This is a genomic window from Telluria sp. ZT3P26 (assembly GCF_059686035.1).
The window spans coordinates 58,914-82,703 of record NZ_JCASII010000008.1 but is presented as its reverse complement, the minus strand read 5'-3'; the positions used below and the strand labels follow the sequence as shown (position 1 = coordinate 82,703).

The window sequence follows — 23,790 nt, the reverse complement described above, 5'->3', positions numbered from 1 at the left end:
AATGAAAGGATGAGCATGACCGAATTCGTCATCACCGCACCCGAGACGGCGTCCGTGGCCGTCGCCGGTTCCAGCGCGCGCTTCCCGGTGCGCCGCGTGTTCTGTGTGGGCCGCAACTACGCGGCGCATGCGCGCGAAATGGGCAGCGACCCGAATCGCGAGCCACCGTTCTTCTTCACCAAGCCGGCCGACGCCGTCATCCCGGCCAGCGGCGCGGTGCCGTATCCGCCATCGACGAATGACCTGCACCACGAGATCGAACTGGTGGTGGCGCTGAAAGCAGGCGGCAAGGACATCGACGCAGCGCAGGCGCTCGACCTGGTCTGGGGCTATGGCGTGGGCCTGGACCTGACCCGGCGCGATCTGCAGGCGGTGGCCAAGGACGCCGGTCGGCCATGGGACATGGCCAAGGGCTTCGACGCATCGGCGCCGTGCAGCGCGCTGCATCCGGTCAGCGCCGTGGGCCACCCGGCCCAGGCACGCATCTGGCTCGAAGTGAACGGCACGCTGCGCCAGGAAGGCAACCTCGATGAAATGATCTGGCCGATCGCGGACGTGATTGCATCGCTGTCGCGCCTCGTGACGCTGGCGCCGGGCGACCTGATTTATTCGGGCACGCCGTCCGGTGTCGGCGCACTGCAGCCGGGTGACCAGGTGCGCGGCGGCGTTGACGGTGTCGAGACGTTCGAACTGACCATCGCGCCACGCTGATCGGCCGGTCTCTGCAGAATGTGTGTGCTGCGTCAACACGTGCGAAATTTGATACGCTAGGGATATCGGCGCACGTGGGGAGGTGGCAATGACACAGGTTGCATTGATTGCCGTACATGGCATGGGCGAGACCTTGCCCGGCTTTGCCGACGGCCTGATGACGGGACTGCGCACCCGCCTGGGTGCGCTGGCGGGCCAGGTCGTCATGCGCCCGGTCTACTACCAGGGCATCCTGCACGATAACCAGCGGCTGGTCTGGGACCGTACCTCGGCCACCGGCCAGGTGCGTTACGCTGCGCTGCGCAAGTTCGTCCTGTACGGCCTGGGCGACGCTGCCGGGCTGGAAAACCGCAAGGAAGATCCCGGCTCGGTCTACGAGCAGGCGCAGGGCGAGATCGCCACGACGCTGCTGGCAGCCCACGCCGTGCGGCCCGGCATGCCGGTCGTGTTCGTCGCGCAGTCGCTGGGCGGCCAGGTGCTGTCGAGTTATCTGTACGATGCGCAGAAGGCGGCCGCCGGCAAGCCGGTCGGCGCGGGCATCTGGCGCGATATCGGTGCCTGGGCTGGCGTCACGCTGGGCCGGCCGCTGACAGCCAGCGAACTGGCCTTCATCGGCGGTGCCACCTGCGCCGGGCTGGTCACCACGGGCTGCAATATTCCCATCTTTGTCGCCGCGCACCAGGAAATGCACATCATCCCGATCGCGCCGCCGACGTCGCTCTTCAAGTGGATCAATTTCTACGATCCCGACGACGTGCTGGGCTGGCCGCTGCAGCCGCTGTCGAGCGGCTACCGTGCGCTGGTTGAAGACCGCGTGATCAATGCCGGCCGCGGGGTGGGGGACTTGTTGCTGCGCAGCTGGAATCCGCTGGCACACAATACCTACTGGGACGATGGCGCCGTGGTGGACGCCATCACCGCGATGCTGCGCCGCCTGGCGGCGTAGCGGACGGTCAGGCGGCCAGCGCCGGCATCTTGCGCGCCGCCAGGGTCGGGCGCACACGGCCACTCGATTCGCCCAGTTTGAACGCGGCTGCGACCTGCGCCAGTTGCGCCGCCTGCTCCTGCATGCTCGCTGCCGCGGCAGCGGCTTGCTCGACCAGTGCCGCATTCTGCTGCGTGACGTGGTCCATCTGCGTGATCGCTTCATTGACCTGGTTGATGCCCACGCGCTGCTCCTGCGTGGCGCTGGTGATCTCGGACATCATGTCGGTCACGCGTGCCACGCTGGCCACGACGTCGTCCATCGTGGCGCCGGCCTGCTGCACGAGCGCCGTCCCGGCATTCACTTGCGTCATCGAGTCGCCGATCAGGCCCTTGATTTCGCGTGCCGCGCCGGCCGAGCGCTGCGCCAGGTTGCGCACTTCGGATGCCACCACCGCAAAGCCGCGCCCCTGTTCTCCGGCACGCGCCGCTTCCACGGCGGCATTCAAGGCCAGGATATTGGTCTGGAAGGCGATGCCGTCGATCACGCCGATGATGTCGACGATCTTGCGCGCCGAGGCGTCGATCGAGCCCATCGTGTCAACCACCTGGCCGACGATGGTGCCGCCGCGGGCCGCGACATCCGAGGCCGTTTTTGCCAGGCCATTGGCCTGCACCGCATTGTCGGCATTCTGGCGCACGGTGGCAGTCAGTTCTTCCATCGAGGCGGCCGTTTCTTCAAGCGAGCTGGCCTGCTGTTCGGTGCGCGCCGACAGGTCGAGGTTGCCGGCTGCGATTTCGCTCGACGCGGTCGAGATCGCGTTGGTGCCTTGCTGTACCTGCGAGACCACCCGTACCAGCGAGCCGTTCATCGTTTGCAGCGAGCGCATCAGATCGCCGACCTCGTCTTTCGGGTAGGTCGCGAACGAGTGGCCGAGGTCGCCCGAGGCCACCGTTTCGGCGACATCGAGCGCGGCGTCCAGTGGCCGGGTGATGCTGCGCGTGACCAGCACGGCAGCAACGGCGCCGATCGCCGTCGACAGCGCGGCCAGCAGCAACACCAGCCGGGTGCTGCGCTCGTTGGCCGCTTCGATGGCCAGCGCGGTCTGGTCGATGCTCTTGCGCTGGATCTGCAGCAGGCTCTGGACCCGGGCGCCATACGCGGCAGCCGCTGGCGCGAAGACCTGTTCATAGGCCTGCTCCGCCGTCGCTGCGTCGCCCGAGGTGCGCGCATTCATGACGGTTTCCTTGGCCTTCTGGTACGTCTTGCGCAGGACGAGGATGTCCTCCAGTGTCGCTTTCTCTTCGGGCGAGTCGAGCAGGGCTTCGACTTTCTTGAGGATGACCGTGGTGTCGGTAACGCTGTCCTTGATCGGCTTGGCAAACACGGCCGACAAGGTGCTGTCGGTGCTGCGCGCGATGAGCGAGGTGCGGGCGATGGCCGAATAGGTCAGCACATACCAGTCCGAGACCAGGCGCTCCTTGGTCAGCGGCTTCTGCATCATCTGCTGGGTGGCTTCGGCGCTGCTGCGCGTGGTGTAGAGGGCGAACGAGGTGCCTGCCAGCGACAGGACGAGCATCGTGGCAAAGCCGACTGTGAGGCGTGAACCGATACGGAGATTTTTTAACACGATGTCATCACTTTGAAGAAAAGGATTGAACGCCTGAGAAATGCCTTGCGGCAAGTATCAACCCTTTAAACTTCAAATGAAATAGCAATAAGACAGCATGTTGTAACGACGCAGCACAAATCTGGTGCTGTTTTATCGCGCTTATGCCTGACGGGTCAACTTGAACAATGTACGGATGTCGCCGGCCACGGCGCCGCGTGCATTCCTGATCGGTGGTTGCCGGTAGCGTTCGAGCTGCGCGCGGCGCGCCGCGTTCAGCAGGCCCAGCTGGTCGAGCACGGCGTACACGGCCGGGTGCAGCGCGCGCACATTGCCGTCGGCGATCTTGATCGCGATGCCGATCCCGGCCGAGCGGATGCCAATGGCCTGCACGGCATCGGCGCCGATTTTCGTAACCCAGTCGCCGCCGCCCGCCGTCATCCAGTGCAGATCCGTGCGTTCCTCGCCCGAGACCAGATCGGGGCGGGCGATCATCGCGTCGCGCAGGATCCCCATCGCGCCGCCCAGTTGCGGATCTTGCGGGCCATGCGCGAGGCGCGCGTACAGGTGCGCCAGGCGACTGAGCGGCATCGCGTAGTTGGGCGCCGAACAACCGTCCAGCCCAACCGGCATTGTGCCGGGTGCGACGCCGATGGCATCGGCCAGCATGCCGCGCACGGCTTGCTGCAGCGGGTGCGCGCGGTCGACGTAGTTCGCCGTTGGTACATCGTGCAGGCGGCACCAGGCCAGGAAGCCGCTGTGCTTGCCGGAGCAGTTGTGGTGCAGCGGCGTCCAGTGCGCGTCCGCTGGCGGTTTCTGGCCGGTGAACTCGTAGTGCAGCGGCACCGCGCAGCCGCATTCGAGGTGGCCGGGGTCAAGCCCGATCTTGTTGAGGATCGAACTGACGCCAGCGAGGTGCTTGGCTTCGCCCGAATGGCTCGCGCACAGCAGCGCGACCTCGTCGCCGGACAGGCCGAAGCGCGCCGGACCGTCGGCCAGGATGAACGGCAGGGCCTGGAACGGCTTGAGCGCCGAGCGCGTGAAGGTCGGGTAATCCGGGTCGCCGGCAGACCACAACAGGCGGCCGCCCGTGTCGACGACGGCGACCGATCCGAGGTGCACGTTCTCGATCACGTTACCGCTGTCGGGGTAGCCGCGCGTGGTCGCGGCGAGGGGAATGACTGGCATGGGAGAGGGTGATCTGGCGTTGAAGGAACCCTACTGTACGACATACGTACGAAATGCAGACACACAGTTGAAACAAGGCGCGCTTTCATATATGCACCTCCCGTTCACCCCGCCGATTGCGCACTTCGTCGCGCATTTCGGGCGCTTGATGCCCCTGGTGCTTGAACGCTTTTTACGGGCCGCTAGACTGGCTTCATCGTCAGGCAACAAAGCGCTGGCGACACGGACTTCTTCGCCACCGACCTGAAAGGAATTTTCATCATGCGCCTCTCCCGCCTTGCCCTGTTCGCTGCCGCCGCTGTCGTTTCACTGACCAGCGCCGCCCAGCCAGTCACTGCGACCAGCCCTGACGTCGTCAATGTGCAGGCCACCCAGCCAAAGAAAGTCTATATCGATCCGCTGATGTACCAGCGCATGCAGGGCGCCTACCAGCTCGAGGACGGGCGCACGCTGCACGTGACGGGCAAGAGCCGCAAGCTGTACGCCGACCTGGGCGACGGGCCGCAGGAAATCGTCCACGTGGGCCGCGACCGCTTCGAAGCGGTGGGAAAGGACCTGAGCGTGCGCTTCGACGGCGGGCCGTTCCCGCACACGGTTCACATCAAGGACGATGCCGGCCGGGTGCTGGCGTCAAGCCAGCGTTGAGCCGAAGCGGCCGGCCTGATAGTCGGTGATCGCCTGCGCAATTTCATCGCGGGTGTTCATGACGAACGGCCCGTGCGAGACGACCGGTTCGCCGATCGGATCGGCATGCCCGAACAACAGCAGTGAGCCGGACTCGGCGACAATTTCCAGCGTGTCGCCCTCCGTGCTCAGCTCTACCAGTTGGTAAGCGTTGGCGAGATCGCCGTGGTGACCCACGCCGATGCGTCCACGCACCACATACAGCAGCACGTTGCGACCTTGCAGGCCGGTGATGCGCAACCGGCCACCGGCCTGCATCGCGACCGTGCTCATGAACACGCCCGTCAGCGACTGCACCGGGCCCGTGCTGCCATCCCACTCGCCCGCGATCAGGTTCAGCGTCACCTTGCCATCGTCGAGCGATAACGCGGGAATGCTGTCCTGCTGCACGCCGGTGTAGGCGGGCGTCGTCATCTTCAGGTGCGACGGCAGGTTGACCCACAGCTGCAGGATTTCGAGCGGGCCGCCGGTGTCGAGAAACGCGCGCGGCGAGACTTCGGCGTGCACGATGCCGCTGCCGGCCGTCATCCACTGGATGCCGCCGGCGTGGATCACGCTTTCATGGCCGGCGCTGTCGCGGTGGGCCAGCATGCCTTCGACGATGAAGGTGACGGTTTCGAACCCCCGGTGCGGATGCGGGCCAAATGGCAGGCCGCGGTTGTGCGGGCCATAGGTCTGCGGGCCGTGGTGGTTCAGGAACAGGAACGGATCGATCTGGTCGAGCTGCGGCGAGGGGACGGGGCGCTGCGTGAGCAGGTCGCCAATATCGTCGCGCAGCGCGGCGTGCGTGCGCAGGAAGGTCTTGTCAGTCATGGTGAGGAGGCCGTTTAGTCAGGATGCGTAACGATACGCTGAAACTGGTCATGACGTTCACAGCGGTGACAGAAGGCGCTATGCTGGTTCTTTTGCGAACATGCAACCCTTGGAGAACGGCCCAGTATGTACAAGAACGCCTGCATTGCCAGCCTGCTGCTGGCCTCATCCACTGTACTGGCTGCGCCGCCGGTTCCTGCGCCAAGCGAGGTCGCCGTCAACGCCGCCAAGTACGCGGTGGCGACCTACCGCAATGACGTCGTCGACACGCTGGCCAAACTGGTGAGCTTCAACACGGTGGCCGATCCGCGCTACCCGTCGGACCAGAACCCGGTGCATGCTGCGTTCAAGGCCACACTCAAGGCAGAAGCCGAGCGCATGGGGCTCGACTACACCGACTATGGCTGGACGGTCGTCATCGGCCTGGGCAAGGGCCTTGAACGCGTCGGCATTGTCACCCATGGCGACGTGCAGCCGGTCGATCCGACCAAGTGGAAGAAGTCGCCGTTCGTGCTGGACCGCACGAGCGAGCCGGGCAAGCTAATCGCGCGCGGCGCCGAGGATGACAAGGGCCCGATCGCCACCGCGCTGTATGCGATGAAGACGATCCGCGACCGCCAGATCCCGCTCACCAAGCGCATCGAACTGTACGTGTACATGGGCGAGGAATCCGACTGGGGCCCGCTGACCGAATTTCTCAAGACGCACGTGCCGCCGCAGATGAGCATCACGCTCGACGCCGAATATCCGGTGGTGACGGCGGAGAAGGGCGGCGGCACGGTGGCGGTCACGATCCCGAAGGCCGGCGCGCAGGCGCCGCCCGAGGGCGACGCCTACATCGCCGCGTTCGCGGGCGGTTCGTTCAACACGCAGATTCCGGAAGACGCCGAAGCGCTGGTGGCCAATGCGACGCCGCAGATCGAAGCGCAGATCCGCGCGCGCGGCGCGCAGCACGAGGGCATGACCTACACCTACACGTGGCAGGGCAAGGACCTGGCGGTGCGCGCCAAGGGCGTCTCGGCCCACTCGTCCAAACCGCAGGAAGGCGTGAACGCGGTGAGCATGCTGGCCGACGCACTGGCCGTGCGGCCGTGGGCCAATACCACCGCCGGGGGCACCGTGAACTATCTCAACGAGATGGTGGGCACCGGCTACTACGGCGAGAAATTTGGCAGCGGCGCGGGCAACATCGCCTACCGCGACAAGTTCATGGGCCCGCTCACCTTCAAGCCCACCGTGATCCGGCAGCTGGACGACGGCATCGAGGTGGCGATCAATCTGCGCCGTCCGCAAGGCAAGACGGGCGCGCAGCTGACCGACGAGATCAACGCTGCACTGAGCCAGTGGCAGGCGCGCCAGGTCCCGCTCACCAATATCAAGGTCGGCATGCGTGACCCGTGGGTGCTGAACGATGCGCCGCAGGTGCCGACGTTGCTGTCGACGTTTGCCTATTTCACCGGCATGAAGGATGCAAAACCGGTCGCCATTGGCGGTGGTACGAATTCGCGGCTGTTCCCGAATACCGTCAGCTTCGGTCCGTCGATGCCCGGCAAGAAATACTCCGGCCATTCGGAGCATGAGTTCATCACGACCAAGCAGTTGCTGCTGAACCTGCAGATGTACACGGCGGTGCTGGTCGAACTGGCGCGCTGAGGCGAGGCGCCAGGTTGCAGCGCTGTTGAACCGCCAGGCTGGCCACCGCTGGCTTGTAGGTTTGCTGCCTGCCAGGTAGTGTAAAAACTTCTAATTGTTACGTAGGTGTCGGACTACAATATCCCCGCCATGGAGCGCTCTCAGGGGCGCTTTCCCTTGTGAATCCTCGCTGTATGTCCAGGGCTGTACCGTACTGATACAGCCACCATATTGTCGCCTGGAAAAGTACGTAGTTCTGGGCAGAAAATGTGGCAAATACAGCATGTTAGGATCGGCTAGGAGCCATGCTCCAACAGCCGCGAGCGCGTCACAGCGTCGATGTTGGCGTGCGCGCTCGCGCCGGATGTGACCGAACCTTATTGATTGCCATGCACAGTAAAGAACTCAAAAAACCGGACGGACGCAACCTTACCCTCTACAGCAACGGACCCATTGCGGACGACCTGGTCGCACCCAGCCCGTTCCCGGATCCGCAGCACGCGAACCCGCACCTGCGCTGGCATCCGCTGCGCGGCGAGTGGGTGACCTACGCGGCGTTTCGCCAGAACCGCACCTACCAGCCGCCGCCCCAGTACAACCCGTTGGCGCCGACCATCGATCCGGCCAACCCCACCGAGATGCCGGCCGGCGACTATGAGATCGCCGTGTTCGACAACCGCTTTCCGTCGCTGGCGCTCGAGTCGCATGATCCGCCATCGGTGACGGTGCAGACAGCGCCGGCCAATGGCCAGTGCGAAGTGGTCGTGTTCACGCAGGATCCGAACACGGCGCTGGCCCACCTGCCGCTGTCGCGCATTGCGCTGTTACTGCAGGTGTGGGGCGACCGCACCACGCGCGTGGGCAGCCATCCGCACATCCAGTACGTGCTGCCGTTCGAGAACCGCGGCGCCGAGGTGGGCGTCACGCTGCACCATCCGCACGGCCAGATCTATTCGTACCCATTCGTGCCGTCGGTCCCGGCGCGCATGCTCGCGCAAGAGCGCGACTACTACCAGCAGCACGGCAGCAGCATGTTGTGCGACATGGCGCGCGACGAAGCGGCCGATGGCAAGCGCGTGCTGTACCAGGACGATTTCGCGATCGCCTTCGTGCCGGCCTGCGCGCGTTATCCGTACGAGGTGTGGGTGATGCCGACCGCGCCATGCAAGGATTTTGCCGCGCTCACGCCGCCGCAGCGCGATTCGCTGGCGCGCGCGCTCAAGACCGTGCTGCTCAAGTACGAGACGCTGTGGAACCGCCCGTTCCCGTACCTGATGGCGTGGTACCAGGCGCCGACTGACGGCGCCGAGCATCCCGAAACGCAGTTGCACGCCCAGTTCTATCCGCCGTACCGCACGCGTGACCGCCTGAAATACCTGGCCGGCACCGAGCTGGCTGCCGGCATGTTCGCGATGGACGTGCTGCCCGAAACCACGGCCTACGAATTGCAGCAGGTCGAGATCGACCTGGAGGAGAGCGCATGACGGACATCGATATGCGCGCCCAGGAGGTCGCCGACAAACTCGCGCTGCTGCGCGCCGCCCTTGCCGCCAGCGGCGCCGGCGCCGTGCGCCTGCGCGGCACCGACTGGTTCGCGTGGGTCACGGCAGGCGGCTCCAGCGCCGTGCTGCACACCACCGACACGGGGATTGCCGAAGTGCTGGTCACGCCCGGCGACGCCTGCGTGCTGACCGATCAGATCGAGGGCGAACGCCTGCGCCTCGAAGAAGTGCCGGCCGGCTTCAGTTTTCATGTCGAGCCGTGGGCCGAGCCCGAGCTGCGCGAGCATTTCGTGCTGGCCGCGGCCGAGGGCCGGCCGGTGCTGTCGGACCGCCCGCAGGCCGACGAACTGCCGTTGCCGCTGCCGCTGCGCCAGCGCAAGCTGGTGCTGGGCGACGCCGAAAAGGCGCGTTACCGCCTGCTGGGGCGCGAAGCGGCCGAAGCGATGACCGAAGTGCTGCACCGCGCCCGGCCCGACTGGACCGAGCAGCAGCTGGCCGGCGCCGGCGCTGACGCGCTGTGGCGCCGCGGCATCCATCCGGCGCTGGTGCTGGTGGCCGGTGCGCGGCGCCTGCCGCTGTTCCGCCACGCGACGCCATCGCATGAGCCGATCGGCGAGCGCGCGATGCTTGTCTTCTGCGCGCGCCGCCACGGCCTGTATGCCAACCTGACCCGTTTCGTGAGCTTTGGCGGCGCTGGCTCGGCGCCGACGGCGCAGCGCGCGCTGATGGCGCTCGAGGCTACCGGCCTGGCGGCCGTGGTGCCGGGCAAATCGCTGTCGTCGGTGTATCACGCGCTGGCCCAGGCCTATCACCACGCCGACGTCGAGGACGCGATCCGCGAGCATCACCAGGGCGGCATCACCGGCTACCTGGCGCGCGAGATCGTGGCCACCCCTAGCACGGCCACGCAGCTCGAACAGGGCATGGCGTTTGCATTCAATCCAAGTTATGACGGTATGAAGATCGAAGACACGTTCCTGCTCGGCCCCGACGGCCTCGAAAACCTGACCTTCGACCCGGCCTGGCCGTCGGTGGACATTCAAGGCCGTCAGCGGCCGCTCTGGCTGGAGGTGGACGCATGACCATCACGACCGATACCTTTTTTGGCGGCGCCCCCGAGGTGAACGCGTCAGCCCCGGGGCGCGTGAACCTGCTGGGTGAGCACACCGATTACAACGACGGCTTCATGCTGCCGGTGGCCACGCCGCAGCGCACGCTGGTGGCCATGAGCCGCAGCGGCGACGACCATTTCCATTTTTATTCACCCAACTTCGACGCGACCGTCACGTTCGCCAAGGACAGCAGCGCGCCGCAGGGCTTCGGCAGCTATATCGAGGGCTGCATCCGCCTCGTTCAGGCCGAGGGCATCGACGTGCCGCCGCTGCGCGTGTATGTCGAGACCGACCTGCCGGTGGGCTCGGGCCTGTCGTCGTCGGCCGCGCTCGAAGTGGCCACGCTGCGCGCGATGCGCATGCTGCTGGGGTTCGAGCTCGACGACGTCAAGCTGGCGCGCATCGCCCAGCGCGCCGAGATCGAGTACGCGCATGTGAACTGCGGGATCATGGACCAGATGGCGTCGAGCCTGGCCGATGAAACCAATATGCTGTTCATCGATGCGCGCACGCTCGAACACCACCTGGCCGCGCTGCCGCCTGATACCGAACTGATCGTGATCGATTCGGGCGTGGCGCGCACGCTGGCGGCCAGCAAGTACAACGAGCGCCGCGCCGAATGCGAAGAAGCCTCGCGCATCCTGGGCGTCACGGCGCTGCGCGACGTGGCCGACCCCGCAGCGGTCGAGACGCTGCCGTCGCCGCTGCGCGAACGGGCCCGCCACGTGGTGCACGAAAACCTGCGCGTGCTCGAAGCCGCCAAGGGCGTCGATGCCGAACGCTTTGGTGAACTGATGAATGCATCGCATGCGAGCCTGCGCGACGATTACGAAGTCTCGATTCCCGCGCTCGACGTCCTGTGCGAGGCGCTGCGCGCTGCGCCCGGCGTACTGGGTGCGCGCCTGACCGGCGCCGGCTTTGGCGGCGCCTGCGTCGCCCTGTGCCGCAAGGGGCAGGCGCAAGAAGCAGCCGCCACCGCGCTGGCGGCGTATCACGACCATCATGGGCCAGGCAATGACGTCCAGGGACGCATCCTGATTCCGGTGCCAACTGACAGAAAGGACAAGAATGACTCAGTTTGAATATCCGCGTCCACAACTGGTGCGCGACCAGTGGCAGAACCTGAACGGCAAGTGGCAGTTCTGCTTCGACGACGAAGGGCACTACACGCTGCCGTCGGACGTGAAGGAATGGACGCACGAGATCACGGTGCCGTTTGCGCCCGAAACAGCGATGAGCGGCATCGAAGACACGGGCTTTCACCGCTTCGTCTGGTACCAGCGCGAATTCGAGGTGATGCCCATGGAAGGGCGCACGATCCTGCATTTCGGCGCAGTTGACTACAGCGCGCGCGTGTGGGTCAACGGCCAGCTGGTGGTCGAGCACGAGGGCGGGCACACGCCATTCTCGGCCGATATCTCCGGCACCCTGAACGCGGATGGCAAGCAGGTCGTCACGGTCTGGGTCGAAGATGATCCGGCCGACCTGGCCAAGCCGCGCGGCAAGCAGGACTGGCTGCTCGATGCGCACTCGATCTGGTACCCGCGCACCACGGGTATCTGGCAGACGGTATGGCTCGAGCAGGTCGCGCAGACGTATATCCAGAAACTGCGCTGGACGCCCGTGTTCGAGACCTACGAAATCGGCTGCGAGGTGTTCGCCACCGGCGACATCCAGGAAGAGCTGTTTGTCGAGGTCAAGATCTGGCATGGCGACCAGCTGCTGGCCGACGATTACTACAAGCTGCTGAACGGTGAAGCGAACCGCAAGATCGCACTGTCCGACCCGGGCATCGACGACTCGCGCAATGAAATCCTGTGGAGTCCGGAACGCCCGACCCTGCTCGATGCCGAAGTGACCCTGCGCGCAGGCGACGTGGTGCTGGACCGCATCCGCTCATACACGGCGCTGCGCTCGGTGTCGATCAACCGCGACCGCTTCATGCTCAATGGCCGCCCGTACCAGCTGCGCCTGGTGCTGGACCAGGGCTACTGGCCGGAATCGTTCATGACGGCGCCATCCGACGGCCACCTGAAGCGCGACGTCGAGCTGGCCAAGCAGATGGGCTTTAACGGCGTGCGCAAGCACCAGAAGATCGAGGACCCGCGCTTCCTGTACTGGGCCGACAAGCTGGGCCTGATGGTGTGGGAAGAAATGCCATCGGCCTACCGCTTCAGCCCGCGCGCGATCACGCGCATGGTCAAGGAATGGACCGAGGCGATCGAGCGCGACTACAGCCACCCATGCATCATCGTCTGGGTGGCGTTCAACGAGTCGTGGGGCGTGCCGAACCTGACGCTCACGCAGGCGCATCGCAATGCCGTCGAGGCGTTGTACCACCTGACGCGCACGCTCGACTCGACCCGCCCCGTGATCGGCAACGATGGCTGGGAAGCCTCGGCCACCGACATCCTGGGCATCCACGACTACGACAGCGATCCCGAGAAAGTGCTGGCGCGCTACGCCGTTACCGATCCGGTGCGCACGCTGTTCGATCAGCGCCGGCCCGGTGGCCGCATCCTGACGCTCGATGGCTTCCCGCATCGCGGGCAGCCGATCGTGCTGACGGAATTCGGCGGCATCGCCTACGATCCGAAGCAGACGCCGAATCCGGACGAAACCACGTGGGGCTACAGCCGCGCGCACACAGCCGAAAGCTATCTGAAGCAGTACCGGCGCCTGCTGCAGGTGGTCAATGAGACGTTCATGTTCAGTGGCTTTTGCTACACGCAATTTACGGACACGTTCCAGGAAGCCAATGGTCTGTTGAACGCGGACCGTACGCCGAAATTGCCGCTCGAGGTGATCAGCGCCGCCACGCGCAATATCCCCTTGTTTCACCGCGAGGTAGAGGCGGACAAGGACGCGGGCACGCCGTAACGCCTTCGCGGGGGCAGGGCCGACACGGCCTGTCCGCTGAGGTTCCACCAGGCCACATGACGCGCAGGCGCATGTGGCCTTTTTACGGGCGCATACGGTCAGCGCCGGATCGCGCCGTCCGTCACATTGATGCGCTCACCCCGACGGAAGTCGGGTGTGCCGGTGTACGTGATGACCTCGGTGATGCCGTCGTCCATCCGTACCGTGACACGGTAGGACTGGCTGGCACCGCCGCTGCCGGATGTGCCGGCCGTGCCACTGGCGCCCATGGACGCGTCGCTCGTGCTCACGCCATTTTGGGCAGGCGCAGGGGCAGGAGCGCGGGCAATGGACTGCACCGTACCATTTGGCGCTGGCCTGCGCGCAGCGACGGCGGGCTGGTCGCCACGCTCGTCCTGCATGCCGTCGCTGCCCGAGCCGGTGGCGCCCTTGCTGCCGGATGCCCCCGCAGTGGCCGACGTGGTGGCCGGGCTGGTCACGATGTGCTCCACATCGCCCCTGCTGCTGGCGACCTCATCGCTGCGGCTGCTCGTTGCGTCGCTGTACATGTCGCCGGCGCCGCCTTTGGCGGCGCAGCCCGTTATGGCGAGCACGACCGCCAGCAGGCCCGCCATGGCCACGCACTGGTGCGATTGCTTCATGATCAACTCCTCGTAGTGGTAGTGGGGATGTGACGATGCTGCGCCACGAGGATAAGAGGCAGAAAGCGCGTCAGCGTTCCAGCTGCCGCGCCGGAAGGGTGGTTGGATCAAGCAGACGAACGATGGCGGGAACCCGCCCGGAGAAAGATGGTCAGCGCGCCCGCTCGGGCGCAGCGCGCAGCGTGCGCGGCGCCGGTATGCGCGCAAGCAGCGCGGCCAGTATCGTGGCCGCGACGGTGGCGGCACTGACATCGACCAGCCAGTCGTGCACGGCGCCCGAGCGGTAGGGCAGGAAATGCTGCACGCCCTCGTCGAAGGCACCCATCAGCGCAATGGCCAGCACTGCCTTGAGCGCACGTTGCAACCCGCTCCCGGTACTGCCAAGGAACCACAGCGTGGCGAGAGCCGCATAGGCCAGGCTGTGCAGGACGAGGCCGGACGCGAATTCACCCACTTCGGCGCGCGCACCGGGGACCGAGCCGGCGATCACGATGCCGGCAAAAATGATCAGTGCGACAGCGTGCATCGCACGGCGCAAACGGGGTTCAGCGTACAGCAGGGGTAACAGGGCAGGCATGGCAAGGTGGGACGGTGACGGGGCAAACGTCAACGTTACCATGTCGGGCCCGCCTTGTGTGCCGGATCGCGCTATGCCGACCCGAGCCGACCCGAGCCGGGCCGTACCACGCCGTGACCTGCCCGTGCTGCGGGCAGCCAGGCGCGTCAAATGGTCAGGGCCGGCGCGCCGTCAGCGTAATGGGCGTCGAAACAGCTGGCGCAGTCGGCGCAGAACAGGTGCGCCACGCGCACGCTCGCCTGTCGCAACACGAGTTTGAGGTGTGCGCGCCGGCACTTGGGGCACACTTCGCGGACGCTGCCGAAGGTGAGCAGATTGAGGGGCGCGCTGTCGCGATCGACGTTATCGACCACGGCGCGTGGATTGAGTTCGCTGAGAATGAGGTCGCTTGCAGCATGATGGCGACGGCAACTGTCTGGCGAAAGCGATGTTTCTGGTACACGTAAACTCATCGGACGATCTCCCGTGGTCGTTTCGTTGTACGCGGTCTCCACCCGGTTGGGCAAGGTGGGACGTCGCAGCTTCATGATAGCCCTATTGAAGACGGCTTCAAGCACATAGACAATTTTTTCTGGCCCAAGTTGCCACAATGCTGAAAAAAATGCCCGCGCGAGGCGGGCAGAACCCGAGAGCGGGCCAGGAGTGCAGAAACCGGGTTGGTGTGCAGCGCACGAGGCGCTCCACACCTGCTGGTACCACGCATATCGGTTACGTGTGTATCAGGTGCGTTTGAGTATAGGCAGGGATTGTGACGAGTCAATGACCTGCATCAAGGGCGCGCTGGCAAGGAGGACAATGCGCAGACGGCAGCACGCTCGTGGCAGTGTGGCCGCGCATTGCGCGGGCCATGCACACCGCCCAGGCAAAAAAAAAGCCCGCTGGGCGGGCTTGAAACTATTTTCTTGGAGGAGAATAGTGGAGACAGGTGTAACTATAGGGATTCACCGACCGGCCGTCCAATTGCGTTTTCGGATACCAGACATGTGTTCTGTCAATATCTCTGTTCCGACACTGGCGGCGCATCAATCGCGCACCGGCACCGTGTAGTTCAGCGCCATGCGGCCACCGTCGGCGTACAGGGTCTGGCCGGTCATGTACGAGGCATCGTCGCTGGCCAGGAAGGCCGCGATCGACGCGACTTCTTCCGGTTCGCCGCACCGGCCAAGTGGTGTGCGCGACAGGATCGTGTGGCGCGCTTCCGGGCTGCCCAGCACCGCCTTTTTCGCCAGCTCGGTCAGGATCGTGCCGGGGCCGATGGCGTTCACGCGGATATCGTACTGGGCCAGGGCGATGGCCGCCACGCGCGTGAGCTGGTTGACGCCGCCTTTCGAGATCACGTACGGCACCTGGTTCGGGATCGTCAGTTCCGCATTCACGCTCGACATATTGATGATGCAGCCGCCTTCGCCGCGCGCCACCATGTCACGCGCCGCCGCCTGGCTGCACAGGAACATCGACTTCAGGTTGATGCGCAGTACGCGGTCGAAATCGTCTTCGTGCAGGTCGAGGAACTCGGCGGCGTGGGTCACGCCGGCATTGTTGATCAGGATATCGATGCGGCCAAACGCGGCCAGCGTGGCCGCGATCATCGCATCGACCTCGACCTTGATGCCGACGTCGGCGCGGTAGGCGCGCGCCGCGTCGCCCAGGCTGGCAGCAGCTTGCTCGACTTCGGGCCGGATATCGACAAGCATGACGCGCGCGCCTTCGCGCACGAGGCGCTCGGCGCAGGCCAGGCCGATGCCCTGGCTGGCCCCGGTGACGATGGCGATTTTCTGGTGTAGTTTCATGGCAGGCTTTCGACGCTGTGGCAAAAGCCGCCATTCTACTGCTGCTAGAGCATGATGGGCCGGTCGGGCAACTCGTTGACACGCTCGCCATTGGCCGGGAAGTGCTGGTGCAGCAGATCGTTGACCTGCGCCACTGCCGCCAGCGTGGCGTCATGGAAGCGGCCGGCCTTGAAACCGTCGGTCATCGTGCGGCACACGGCGCGCCAGGTGGCAGCGTCGATCTTGCGGTCGATGCCGCGGTCGGCCACGATATCGACCTTGTGCTCGGCCAGGTTCACGTAGATCAGGACGCCGCAATTGTCTTCGGTGTCCCAGACGCCATAGTCGGCGAACAGGGCGAGTGCGCGCTGGCGATTGGTGATGCCGTCCCAGGCTGCCGCGAAGGGCAGGGCTTTTTCGACGATGAGGCGCACTTCGCCGCGGTGCGTGCGCTCACCGGCATCAATGGCCTCGGCAATGGCCGTCAGCGTCGTTTCTGGGAAGGCGCGCCGGGCTTCGGCCGCTCTGCTCGTGGCGTGGCGCCACGCGCGTGTCGTTTTGTCTGCAATCGAACCCATTACCAGTCTCCCGAGGCGCCGCCGCCGTCAAAGCCGCCACCACCACCCGAAAAACCGCCGCCGCCGAAGCCGCCACCGCCGCCGCCACCAAACCCGCCGCCACCACCGTTGCTCATATTGCCGATGATATTGCCGAGGATGAAGCCGGTCGTTGCGCCGCCCCAGTTCGAGCGGCCACGGGTGCTGGCAACCGTGCGGCCGCGTTTGCCGCCGAAGACCGAGCGCAGCAGGAATGCGCCGATCACGATCGCGAAGATCGCGATCAGTGGGATCCCGCCGCCGCCTGCGGCCTCCTGCCGCTGCTGTGGTTGCTGCGCGGGCGCCGGGAACGCTTCCTGGTTCAGCAGCGTGGCGATGGCGCCCACGCCGGCCACCAGGCCTTCATAGAAATGCTGTTGCCTGAAATGCGGCGCGATCACGTCCTGCAGGATGCGTTTGGACTGCGCATCGGTCAGCACGCCCTGCACACCGCGACCGGCCTCGATACGCAGGCGGCGCAGCGCGGACGGATTGTCGCGCGCAACGACCAGCAGCACGCCATCGTCGACGCCCTTGCGGCCAAGCTGCCAGGCATCGGTGACGCGGATGCTGTAGGCCTCGATCGCTTCGGGTTCGGTCGATTTGACCAGCAGCACGGCGATCTGGCTGCCGGTCTTGGCTTCGTAGTCGGCCAGCACGGCTTCCAGGCGCTGGCGCTGGGTGGCGTCGAGCATGCCCACCTGGTCGGTCACGCGCGTGGTGAGCTTCGGCACCTCCTTGAGCTGGGCATGGGCCGGCGCCGCGCCGGCGAGCAGGGTCGCCAGGACGAGCAGGAGCGTGGAGAACAGGCGCAGGAAGGGCGTCATCGCCGGCCTTACTTGCCGAAGTCGACTGCTGGTGCAGTCGAAATCGCTTTTTCATTCTCGACCGTGAACGATGGCTTGGTTTCGTAGCCGAATACCATGGCCGTCAGGTTTTTCGGGAACTGGCGCACGGTCACGTTGTAATCCTGGACCGAGGCGATGTAGCGCTGGCGCGCCACCGTGATGCGGTTCTCGGTGCCTTCAAGCTGCGACGCCAGGTCGCGGAAGCTGGCGTCGGCCTTCAGGTCCGGGTATTTTTCGGACACCACCATCAGCCGCGACAGCGCGCCCGACAGTTCACCCTGCACCTGCTGGAACTTCTGGAACGCTTCCGGATTGTTCAGCACTTCCGGCGTGATCTGGAAGCTGGTGGCCGAGGCGCGGGCACGCGTGACGGCTTCGAGCGTTTCGCGTTCGTGCGAGGCATAGCCCTTGACGGTGTTGACCAGGTTCGGGATCAGGTCGGCGCGGCGCTGGTACTGGTTGACCACTTCGCTCCAGGCGGCCTTGGTGGCTTCATCCTTGGTCTGGAAATCGTTGTAGCCGCAGCCCGACAGCAAAACGCCGGCGAGGATGGCGCTGCCGATCAGTCGGGTCCAGCGGGAGATAAAGGTCGTGTTCATGGCAGTGAAGGTCCGTGCAAGTTGTCGAATAATCAAAATATACCTGAAACGCGCCGCAATTGGTGTTCCTGCAACCCAAGGAGGCAGGGGACGGCGCGGCGGCGGTACAATAATGGGTTTGCAATTATTCGGATACAAGGGGCTCGAGGTGACTTTCATTCAAAAACTAGCGGCTGCATGGACCCGCAACGATTCGCTGCTGTGTGTCGGCCTCGACCCGGACCTGGCGCGCTTCCCGGCGCACCTGGCCGGCCAGCCGGATGCGATCGTCCAGTTCTGCAAGGCGATCATCGACGCCACCGCCGACCTGGCCTGCGCCTTCAAGCCGCAGATCGCCTATTTCGCCGCGCTCGGCGCCGAAGACCAGCTCGAGGAAATCTGCACCTACCTGCGCGCGACGTACCCGCACATCCCGCTGGTGCTCGACGCCAAGCGCGGCGACATCGGCGCCACCGCGCACCAGTACGCGCGCGAAGCGTTCGACCGTTATGGCGCCGATGCGGTGACCGTGAATCCGTACATGGGCTTTGATTCGGTCGAGCCGTACATGGCGTGGCCAGACCGCGGCGTGATCGTGCTGTGCCGCACCTCGAACGCGGGCGGCTCCGACCTGCAATTCCTGGACGTGGGCGGTCGCCCGCTGTACCAGCACGTGGCGCAACTGGTGGCCGACAAGTGGAACCGCAATGGCCAATGTGCGCTGGTGGTGGGCGCGACGTTCCCGGAAGAGATCGCGCAGGTGCGGGCACTGGTGGGCGATATGCCGCTCCTGATTCCCGGCGTGGGCGCGCAGGGTGGTGATGTCGAGGCGACGGTTAAAGCCGGCCGCACGGCGGGCGGCGCCGGCATGATGATCAATTCGTCGCGTGCGATTCTGTATGCGACGCCGCAGGATGGCGAAGACTTCGCGCAGGCAGCGCGGCGCGTGGCGATGGAAACGCGCGATGCGATCAATGCGGCGCGTAACGGCGCCTGATGAAACCATTGCGCCGTTTGGCCTGGCGGTAGGGTGGACGGGTTTCCCGTCCACGCGTTCAACGCACCGCAATGCGCCACGAATCGGAGGTGGTTTGAACGCGTGGACGGCCGAGCCATCCACGCCACGCATGTCTCCAACCGTCAGTGCAGCTCTGGCGCGATCATCTCTGCATAGTCATACAGCGCACCAAGAATCGCCTCGGCTTGCTCATCGGCCGTCTCCGACAACGCATCGATCTCCTGGAACAATTGATCGATCGTTCTGGCCCCGCCAGCGCCCTCGAACAGGCGTGCCGCGCGGTGCGCTTCCCAGGTCTGCATTTCTTCTTCCGACAGGGTCTCGGGGAAGTTGCGTGCGCGGTAGCGCAGCAGCAGTTCGTTGAGGCGCTCGTCCTCGAAGCTCACGCGCTTGCCGGTCAGGGCTGCGGGCTTCTGCATGCGGATCGATTCCAGCTGGCGCCGGTCTTCCTTGCTGACGAAGCCGCCGTACAGGTCTTCGTCCACATCGACCGGTGTGCCGGAGGCCGGTTTTTGCAGCACCTGCGCCCAGACCGCGCGCAGGTCGGGGCCGGCAGCGGCCAGCGCGGCGTGAGCGCGGCCCTGCTCGAGATCGATATCCCAGCGCGTGGCCAGTTCCGGCTGCAGCGTCTTGAGGTTGGCCACCAGCATTGGCGACTTGTTCAGGTGCACGCTCTTGATCGGCAGGCGCGTGACGCCTTCCGGCAAGTCGTCGGTGCGCGTGAACATGCGCGTGCGGATCGTTTCGGCGTCGAGGGTGAACAGTTCGGACGGATCGTAGCGGCAATCCCAGACCAGGATTTCGTTCTTGTTGGTCGGGTGCTGCGCCAGCGGATAAACGAGGGCCAGACAGCCGTGCTCGACCGGGAACATGCCGGACACGTGCAGGAACGGCTGGCGCTCGGCAGGGGCCTGGTGCAGGCCGATCTCGGCGGCCACGCGGTCCTTGCGGCGCAGCTCCAGGCAAAAGTCGAACAGGCGCGGCTGCTTGCTGCGGATCAGGCGCGCCAGCGCAATGGTCGCGCGCACGTCCGACAGCGCATCGTGCGCTGCCTCGTGTACCAGGCCGTTGGCCACGCTCAGGTGTTCCAGTTTGAAGCTCGGCTTGCCATCGTCGCGGGTGGGCCACACGATGCCGTCCGGGCGCAGTGCATGCACCATGCGCACGACGTCGAGCAGGTCCCAGCGACCGCAGTTGTGCTGCCATTCGCGCGCGTACGGATCGATCAGGTTGCGCCAGAACAGGTAGCGCGTGACTTCGTCGTCGAAGCGAATCGTGTTGTAGCCGACGCCGATTGTGTCGGGCTGGCTGAACGCGGCCTCGATCTGGCGTGCGAACTCGTGCTCGGGCACGCCGTGTTCGAGACAGTGCTGCGGCAGGATGCCGGTGATCAGGCACGCTTCGGGGTCGGGCAGGAAATCGTTGGCCGGCTGACAGTACAGCATGATCGGTTCTCCGATCTCGTTGAGTTCGGCGTCAGTGCGGATCGCGGCGAACTGGGCGGGGCGGTCGCGGCGCGGGGTTGCGCCAAAGGTTTCGTAGTCGTGCCAGAGGAAGGTATGCGGGCTCATGTCTTGTTGTTGTCTTGGCTGCAATCACAGCGTCGGCGACATGGTGGCACAGATGCGCCGTCGCGTCACGGACCGGTGTCACGATCCGTGCTGGCGGGACGGCGCCGGGTACTAGATGCAGACGCGGTTGCGCCCGGCTTCTTTGGCCCGGTACAGGGCGGCATCGGCAGCCGCCATCAGCGCGTACTCGTCGCCGTTCTCGCCCAGGCTGGCCACGCCGAACGACGCGGTCAGGTGCGGCAGCTGCACGCGCATGTCGGTGAACACGACGGTGTCGCGCAGGCGCTGGCACAGGCGCTCGGCCACCATCGTGGCCAGTTCGATGCCGGTGTCGGGCAGGACTGCCAGCATCTCTTCGCCGCCGAAGCGCACGGCGAAGTCGGACGGGCGCAGCGCGTCGCGGATCAGGGTGGCGGCCGCCGACAGCGCCACGTCGCCGATGATGTGGCCGTGGGTGTCGTTGAACTGCTTGAAATGGTCGAGGTCGATCATCACGATCGACAGGCCGCTGCCGGTACGGGCCGCGCGCGCCGCCAGTTTGGGCAGCATGTCGTTGAGCCAGGCACGGTTGTACAGGCCGGTCAGCGGGTCGTTGAGCGACAGCTGGCGGTAAAATTCGCCGAGCTTCTGGCGCCGGCGCAGCAGCGCATTGGTGGTGCGGATCCGGAACGACAGCAGGCGCAGCAGATTGCGCGCCAGGACGCTCGAATGGTCGATCAGCGTCCAGACGACGCTCGATTCGATCACCAGCAGCTCGCTGTCTTCCAGCGCCGTCATGGCTGCCAGGTTCGCGGCATCGTCCAGCACGGCCTGGTCGCCGACGCTCTCGCCCGGCAAGACGCGCGTGGTGCCCGTTTCATCACCTGCGTGTGCATCCGATTCAATCTCGAGCTGGCCTGAAAGGACGATGTACAGGTGCGCCTGGCCGCTGTCGTCGATGCGCTCGCCCTGCGGCACGCGCACGATGGCGCAGTCGGCCAGCATCGCAGTCACCGCCGGGTCGGTCTCGTCGCGAAACAGCTGCAAGTCGTTGATGTTGGTGCGGCTGGTGCCGAAGGTGCCGATCTGTTCCAAGTGAGTCCTCAAGCGGTGTGCCGCGTTGGCATGCGTGATTGCATGTGTTATTACATCAACGGAATCATAGCCGATTGTGCCACCCTTGCGCGTTTGGCGAAACTTAAAGGCGCAGTCAGCGTTATCTGTTGATGACACTGATAGCAATGCGGAGCAATTGTTCTGGCAACATGACCCGCTCACCGTCCAGCGCCCAGCGCCAGCCCAGATAATTCGGCAAGTAATGCGATGCCACGCCACGAAAGCCCTGAAGCCAGGCCTTGAAGCGCTGGTGATAAGCGTTCACGTTCTGCACGTGGATGGCAAGACTGCCCAGACGCCTCAGCCGCACGCCAGCGCGCACATTGACCGTCTCGTGCGCGATCCTGTGCTTGCGCGCGAAGGCGCGGTAGGCAGCATGGCTGTCACTGACCAGCAGCGCCTGCCGGTCCAGCCTGGGCAGCAAGTCTCGGGCAAGTTGCGCAGCGGTGAGGGCCCCGCGGCCGGTCACGGCATCGATGGTGCGCCCCTCGCGGTCGCGCGCGACCAGGATACAGTCCAGTTCGCTGGAAATGCCCCGTTTGGCAGCGCGCCCGCCACGACGGCGCGGTGGCCGATCGAGCGTGCGCGAACCTTTTTGTGACTCGAGCAGAAAAGTTTCGTCAGCCTCGACGATGCCATTCAGGGCCGCGGGCCGGTCGAGCTTGACCCAATGCAGGAAGCGGTGGCGCCACCGGAAAGCGGTAGTACGGTGCACGCCGACCCGATCTGCACCCTTGCGTACGGACAAAGAAGCGAGCAGCACCTGCGAGTACGCGAGCCATCTGGCCTTGAGCCTGAGCCGCGCCAGGGGCGTGCCGGTGAGGTCGTTGAAGGTGCGGCCGCAGGCACAGCAGCGGAAGCGCTGCAGGTCGTTGGCGAACCCGTGGCGGTAGCAGCGTTCGTTGCCGCATCTGGGGCAGCAGCGGCCTGGCGCTCTGACCTCGCTGATGAGTGCGACGACCTGAGCGAGCCCGGCTGCAGGATGCAGGGCATCGAGCACTTGCCGGCGCTGCGGCTGGTTCAACGAAGGCAGTTTTGCGAACCAGCCTTTGAAACGTGGCGCTTTCATGATCGACTCCTGACGCTGGGGACAGGGGTTGGACCACTGGACTGCTCGTCAGTTCAAAGTTAGTCTCTATTTAACGCTAACTGAGCCAACTTAAAACCATCATGACGACATCTTCACATGACATCCAGCACCATTGAACTGACCGACGCGCTGGGCCAGGTACACCGGCCGGCGCCCGGCGCGCGCATCGTCTCGCTCGTGCCATCCATTACCGAATTGCTGTGCGACCTGGGCCTGGCGCCGCAGCTCATCGGCCGCACGGGTTTTTGCATCCATCCAAAGGACGTTGTCGCGGCCATTCCCAAGGTCGGCGGCACCAAGGACGTCAACCTCGACAAGGTCCGGGCTCTGGCACCGACCCACGTGGTTGTCAATCTCGATGAAAACACCCGGCCGGTGTACGACGCGCTGGTGACATTCGTGCCGCACGTGATCGTCACGCACCCGGTGACGCCGCAGGACAACCCGGCGCTGGCGCGCCTGCTGGGCGGCATCTTCGGCGTGCAGGCTGCGGCCGACGCCTGGTGCACCACCTTCGACGAGGCATTGGCCGTGCTGCGCAACAGGCCAGCGAGTCCGTCGCGGACAGTGCTGTACTGCATCTGGCAGGATCCGTGGATGAGCATCTCGGCCGATACCTATATCGCTGCGATGCTGGCCGAACTTGGCTGGCGCGTGCCGCAGCTGGGCGCAGAGCGCTATCCGCGCTTCACATGGTCGGACAGCCTGGTGGACCGCCTGGATGCCGTGCTGCTGTCGACCGAGCCGTACCGTTTCACGCAGGCGCACGTGGACGCGCTGGAAAAACAGATTGGTATTCCCGTGCTGCTGGTCGATGGCGAAATGCTGTCGTGGTACGGCAGTCGCGCGTTGGCGGGCGTGAAGTATCTGGAGACGTTGCGGGAAATGCTGGAAGGTGCTTCGCACTGAGTGCGGCGGTGGTGTTCCCCCTGCGCCCATGGCGGGCGCAGG

Annotated in this window: 23 protein-coding genes; 10 read left to right on the top strand and 13 right to left on the bottom strand. The window is 65.3% G+C overall.

Features of this window, described 5'->3' with window-relative positions; genetic code table 11:
- Nucleotides 1-15: 15 nt before the first annotated feature.
- Together AC56LN_RS21785 and AC56LN_RS21780 are read left to right on the top strand one after the other, a co-directional pair.
- Nucleotides 16-711, top strand: coding sequence for a fumarylacetoacetate hydrolase family protein (locus AC56LN_RS21785; protein WP_499574671.1), 696 nt, complete (start codon nucleotides 16-18; stop codon nucleotides 709-711).
- A gap of 88 nt (nucleotides 712-799) precedes the next feature.
- On the top strand, nucleotides 800-1,657 hold the full coding sequence (locus AC56LN_RS21780; RefSeq protein WP_499574670.1) for a hypothetical protein: 858 nt from the start codon (nucleotides 800-802) through the stop codon (nucleotides 1,655-1,657).
- Nucleotides 1,658-1,664: 7 nt separating this feature from the next.
- Here AC56LN_RS21780 and AC56LN_RS21775 read toward each other — a convergent pair whose 3' ends face one another.
- Both AC56LN_RS21775 and AC56LN_RS21770 read right to left on the bottom strand, forming a co-directional pair.
- On the bottom strand, nucleotides 1,665-3,215 hold the full coding sequence (locus AC56LN_RS21775) for a methyl-accepting chemotaxis protein (protein WP_499574703.1): 1,551 nt from the start codon (nucleotides 3,213-3,215) through the stop codon (nucleotides 1,665-1,667).
- Between the two features lie 192 nt (nucleotides 3,216-3,407).
- Nucleotides 3,408-4,433 carry an asparaginase gene (locus AC56LN_RS21770; RefSeq protein WP_499574669.1) on the bottom strand — a complete coding sequence of 342 codons (1,026 nt, stop codon included), beginning with the start codon at nucleotides 4,431-4,433 and terminating at the stop codon, nucleotides 3,408-3,410.
- A 261-nt stretch (nucleotides 4,434-4,694) separates the two neighbouring features.
- Between AC56LN_RS21770 and AC56LN_RS21765 the strand changes: the two genes are divergently transcribed.
- A complete protein-coding gene (locus AC56LN_RS21765) occupies nucleotides 4,695-5,078 on the top strand; it encodes a hypothetical protein (protein ID WP_499574668.1) in 384 nt (127 codons plus the stop codon).
- On the opposite strand, the gene AC56LN_RS21760 is transcribed toward AC56LN_RS21765, so the two are convergent.
- Nucleotides 5,064-5,930 (bottom strand): pirin family protein, encoded by an 867-nt coding sequence (locus AC56LN_RS21760; protein WP_482897790.1) that lies wholly within the window; start codon nucleotides 5,928-5,930, stop codon nucleotides 5,064-5,066. The genes AC56LN_RS21765 and AC56LN_RS21760 overlap by 15 nt on opposite strands.
- A 126-nt stretch (nucleotides 5,931-6,056) precedes the next feature.
- On the opposite strand from AC56LN_RS21760, the gene AC56LN_RS21755 reads away from it, so the two are divergent.
- The 5 genes from AC56LN_RS21755 (at nucleotide 6,057) to AC56LN_RS21735 (ending at nucleotide 13,056) form a co-directional block, all read left to right on the top strand.
- Nucleotides 6,057-7,583: a dipeptidase gene (locus AC56LN_RS21755; RefSeq protein WP_499574667.1), complete on the top strand. Its 1,527-nt coding sequence runs from the start codon at nucleotides 6,057-6,059 to the stop codon at nucleotides 7,581-7,583.
- Between the two features lie 368 nt (nucleotides 7,584-7,951).
- Nucleotides 7,952-9,046: a galactose-1-phosphate uridylyltransferase gene (gene galT, locus AC56LN_RS21750; protein WP_499574666.1), complete on the top strand. Its 1,095-nt coding sequence runs from the start codon at nucleotides 7,952-7,954 to the stop codon at nucleotides 9,044-9,046.
- On the top strand, nucleotides 9,043-10,146 hold the full coding sequence (locus AC56LN_RS21745; RefSeq protein WP_499574665.1) for a M24 family metallopeptidase: 1,104 nt from the start codon (nucleotides 9,043-9,045) through the stop codon (nucleotides 10,144-10,146). Before galT ends, AC56LN_RS21745 begins: the two co-directional genes overlap by 4 nt.
- The gene (gene galK, locus AC56LN_RS21740) at nucleotides 10,143-11,258 is read left to right on the top strand and encodes a galactokinase (protein ID WP_499574664.1); all 1,116 of its coding nucleotides are present in this window, start codon (nucleotides 10,143-10,145) and stop codon (nucleotides 11,256-11,258) included. Before AC56LN_RS21745 ends, galK begins: the two co-directional genes overlap by 4 nt.
- Nucleotides 11,245-13,056: a glycoside hydrolase family 2 protein gene (locus AC56LN_RS21735; RefSeq protein WP_499574663.1), complete on the top strand. Its 1,812-nt coding sequence runs from the start codon at nucleotides 11,245-11,247 to the stop codon at nucleotides 13,054-13,056. The genes galK and AC56LN_RS21735 overlap by 14 nt, the downstream gene beginning before the upstream one ends.
- 98 nt (nucleotides 13,057-13,154) lie before the next feature.
- On the opposite strand, the gene AC56LN_RS21730 is transcribed toward AC56LN_RS21735, so the two are convergent.
- The 7 genes from AC56LN_RS21730 to AC56LN_RS21700 form a co-directional block, all read right to left on the bottom strand.
- The gene (locus tag AC56LN_RS21730; protein WP_499574662.1) at nucleotides 13,155-13,697 is read right to left on the bottom strand and encodes a hypothetical protein; all 543 of its coding nucleotides are present in this window, start codon (nucleotides 13,695-13,697) and stop codon (nucleotides 13,155-13,157) included.
- Between the two features lie 151 nt (nucleotides 13,698-13,848).
- Entirely contained in the window at nucleotides 13,849-14,274 is a 426-nt protein-coding gene (locus AC56LN_RS21725) for a VanZ family protein (RefSeq protein WP_499574661.1), read from the bottom strand.
- A 146-nt stretch (nucleotides 14,275-14,420) separates the two neighbouring features.
- Complete coding sequence (locus AC56LN_RS21720) at nucleotides 14,421-14,801, bottom strand: hypothetical protein (protein ID WP_499574660.1); 381 nt, start codon at nucleotides 14,799-14,801, stop codon at nucleotides 14,421-14,423.
- Nucleotides 14,802-15,296: 495 nt separating this feature from the next.
- Nucleotides 15,297-16,064: an SDR family NAD(P)-dependent oxidoreductase gene (locus tag AC56LN_RS21715; RefSeq protein ID WP_499574659.1), complete on the bottom strand. Its 768-nt coding sequence runs from the start codon at nucleotides 16,062-16,064 to the stop codon at nucleotides 15,297-15,299.
- Nucleotides 16,065-16,108: 44 nt separating this feature from the next.
- Nucleotides 16,109-16,621: a TPM domain-containing protein gene (locus AC56LN_RS21710; RefSeq protein WP_499574658.1), complete on the bottom strand. Its 513-nt coding sequence runs from the start codon at nucleotides 16,619-16,621 to the stop codon at nucleotides 16,109-16,111.
- Nucleotides 16,621-17,466 carry a TPM domain-containing protein gene (locus AC56LN_RS21705; protein WP_499574657.1) on the bottom strand — a complete coding sequence of 282 codons (846 nt, stop codon included), beginning with the start codon at nucleotides 17,464-17,466 and terminating at the stop codon, nucleotides 16,621-16,623. The genes AC56LN_RS21710 and AC56LN_RS21705 overlap by 1 nt, the downstream gene beginning before the upstream one ends.
- Before the next feature lie 8 nt (nucleotides 17,467-17,474).
- The gene (locus tag AC56LN_RS21700; RefSeq protein ID WP_482897802.1) at nucleotides 17,475-18,086 is read right to left on the bottom strand and encodes a LemA family protein; all 612 of its coding nucleotides are present in this window, start codon (nucleotides 18,084-18,086) and stop codon (nucleotides 17,475-17,477) included.
- 148 nt (nucleotides 18,087-18,234) lie between these two features.
- On the opposite strand from AC56LN_RS21700, the gene pyrF reads away from it, so the two are divergent.
- Nucleotides 18,235-19,062 (top strand): orotidine-5'-phosphate decarboxylase, encoded by an 828-nt coding sequence (pyrF, locus tag AC56LN_RS21695; protein WP_499574656.1) that lies wholly within the window; start codon nucleotides 18,235-18,237, stop codon nucleotides 19,060-19,062.
- 143 nt (nucleotides 19,063-19,205) lie between these two features.
- Here pyrF and sbcB read toward each other — a convergent pair whose 3' ends face one another.
- From sbcB to AC56LN_RS21680, 3 genes are all read right to left on the bottom strand, one after another.
- The gene (gene sbcB / locus AC56LN_RS21690) at nucleotides 19,206-20,654 is read right to left on the bottom strand and encodes an exodeoxyribonuclease I (protein ID WP_499574655.1); all 1,449 of its coding nucleotides are present in this window, start codon (nucleotides 20,652-20,654) and stop codon (nucleotides 19,206-19,208) included.
- A 111-nt stretch (nucleotides 20,655-20,765) separates the two neighbouring features.
- Nucleotides 20,766-21,728 carry a GGDEF domain-containing protein gene (locus tag AC56LN_RS21685; RefSeq protein WP_499574654.1) on the bottom strand — a complete coding sequence of 321 codons (963 nt, stop codon included), beginning with the start codon at nucleotides 21,726-21,728 and terminating at the stop codon, nucleotides 20,766-20,768.
- A 121-nt stretch (nucleotides 21,729-21,849) separates the two neighbouring features.
- The gene (locus AC56LN_RS21680) at nucleotides 21,850-22,818 is read right to left on the bottom strand and encodes an IS1595 family transposase (RefSeq protein WP_499574653.1); all 969 of its coding nucleotides are present in this window, start codon (nucleotides 22,816-22,818) and stop codon (nucleotides 21,850-21,852) included.
- A gap of 117 nt (nucleotides 22,819-22,935) precedes the next feature.
- On the opposite strand from AC56LN_RS21680, the gene AC56LN_RS21675 reads away from it, so the two are divergent.
- Nucleotides 22,936-23,748: a helical backbone metal receptor gene (locus AC56LN_RS21675; protein WP_499574652.1), complete on the top strand. Its 813-nt coding sequence runs from the start codon at nucleotides 22,936-22,938 to the stop codon at nucleotides 23,746-23,748.
- Nucleotides 23,749-23,790 lie beyond the last annotated feature (42 nt).

What these genes read in the sequence shown, in the direction of transcription:
- AC56LN_RS21760 (WP_482897790.1), bottom strand. Translation starts at nt 5,930, where the DNA reads ATGACTGACAAGACCTTCCTGCGCACGCACGCCGCGCTGCGCGACGAT.
- AC56LN_RS21735 (WP_499574663.1), top strand. Translation starts at nt 11,245, where the DNA reads ATGACTCAGTTTGAATATCCGCGTCCACAACTGGTGCGCGACCAGTGG.
- AC56LN_RS21745 (WP_499574665.1), top strand. Translation starts at nt 9,043, where the DNA reads ATGACGGACATCGATATGCGCGCCCAGGAGGTCGCCGACAAACTCGCG.
- AC56LN_RS21725 (WP_499574661.1), bottom strand. Translation starts at nt 14,274, where the DNA reads ATGCCTGCCCTGTTACCCCTGCTGTACGCTGAACCCCGTTTGCGCCGT.
- AC56LN_RS21775 (WP_499574703.1), bottom strand. Translation starts at nt 3,215, where the DNA reads ATGCTCGTCCTGTCGCTGGCAGGCACCTCGTTCGCCCTCTACACCACG.
- galK (WP_499574664.1), top strand. Translation starts at nt 10,143, where the DNA reads ATGACCATCACGACCGATACCTTTTTTGGCGGCGCCCCCGAGGTGAAC.
- AC56LN_RS21705 (WP_499574657.1), bottom strand. Translation starts at nt 17,466, where the DNA reads ATGACGCCCTTCCTGCGCCTGTTCTCCACGCTCCTGCTCGTCCTGGCG.
- AC56LN_RS21770 (WP_499574669.1), bottom strand. Translation starts at nt 4,433, where the DNA reads ATGCCAGTCATTCCCCTCGCCGCGACCACGCGCGGCTACCCCGACAGC.
- AC56LN_RS21755 (WP_499574667.1), top strand. Translation starts at nt 6,057, where the DNA reads ATGTACAAGAACGCCTGCATTGCCAGCCTGCTGCTGGCCTCATCCACT.
- AC56LN_RS21730 (WP_499574662.1), bottom strand. Translation starts at nt 13,697, where the DNA reads ATGAAGCAATCGCACCAGTGCGTGGCCATGGCGGGCCTGCTGGCGGTC.
- AC56LN_RS21680 (WP_499574653.1), bottom strand. Translation starts at nt 22,818, where the DNA reads ATGAAAGCGCCACGTTTCAAAGGCTGGTTCGCAAAACTGCCTTCGTTG.
- galT (WP_499574666.1), top strand. Translation starts at nt 7,952, where the DNA reads ATGCACAGTAAAGAACTCAAAAAACCGGACGGACGCAACCTTACCCTC.
- AC56LN_RS21710 (WP_499574658.1), bottom strand. Translation starts at nt 16,621, where the DNA reads ATGGGTTCGATTGCAGACAAAACGACACGCGCGTGGCGCCACGCCACG.
- AC56LN_RS21720 (WP_499574660.1), bottom strand. Translation starts at nt 14,801, where the DNA reads ATGAAGCTGCGACGTCCCACCTTGCCCAACCGGGTGGAGACCGCGTAC.
- AC56LN_RS21785 (WP_499574671.1), top strand. Translation starts at nt 16, where the DNA reads ATGACCGAATTCGTCATCACCGCACCCGAGACGGCGTCCGTGGCCGTC.
- AC56LN_RS21780 (WP_499574670.1), top strand. Translation starts at nt 800, where the DNA reads ATGACACAGGTTGCATTGATTGCCGTACATGGCATGGGCGAGACCTTG.
- AC56LN_RS21715 (WP_499574659.1), bottom strand. Translation starts at nt 16,064, where the DNA reads ATGAAACTACACCAGAAAATCGCCATCGTCACCGGGGCCAGCCAGGGC.
- AC56LN_RS21675 (WP_499574652.1), top strand. Translation starts at nt 22,936, where the DNA reads ATGACATCCAGCACCATTGAACTGACCGACGCGCTGGGCCAGGTACAC.
- AC56LN_RS21765 (WP_499574668.1), top strand. Translation starts at nt 4,695, where the DNA reads ATGCGCCTCTCCCGCCTTGCCCTGTTCGCTGCCGCCGCTGTCGTTTCA.
- sbcB (WP_499574655.1), bottom strand. Translation starts at nt 20,654, where the DNA reads ATGAGCCCGCATACCTTCCTCTGGCACGACTACGAAACCTTTGGCGCA.
- AC56LN_RS21700 (WP_482897802.1), bottom strand. Translation starts at nt 18,086, where the DNA reads ATGAACACGACCTTTATCTCCCGCTGGACCCGACTGATCGGCAGCGCC.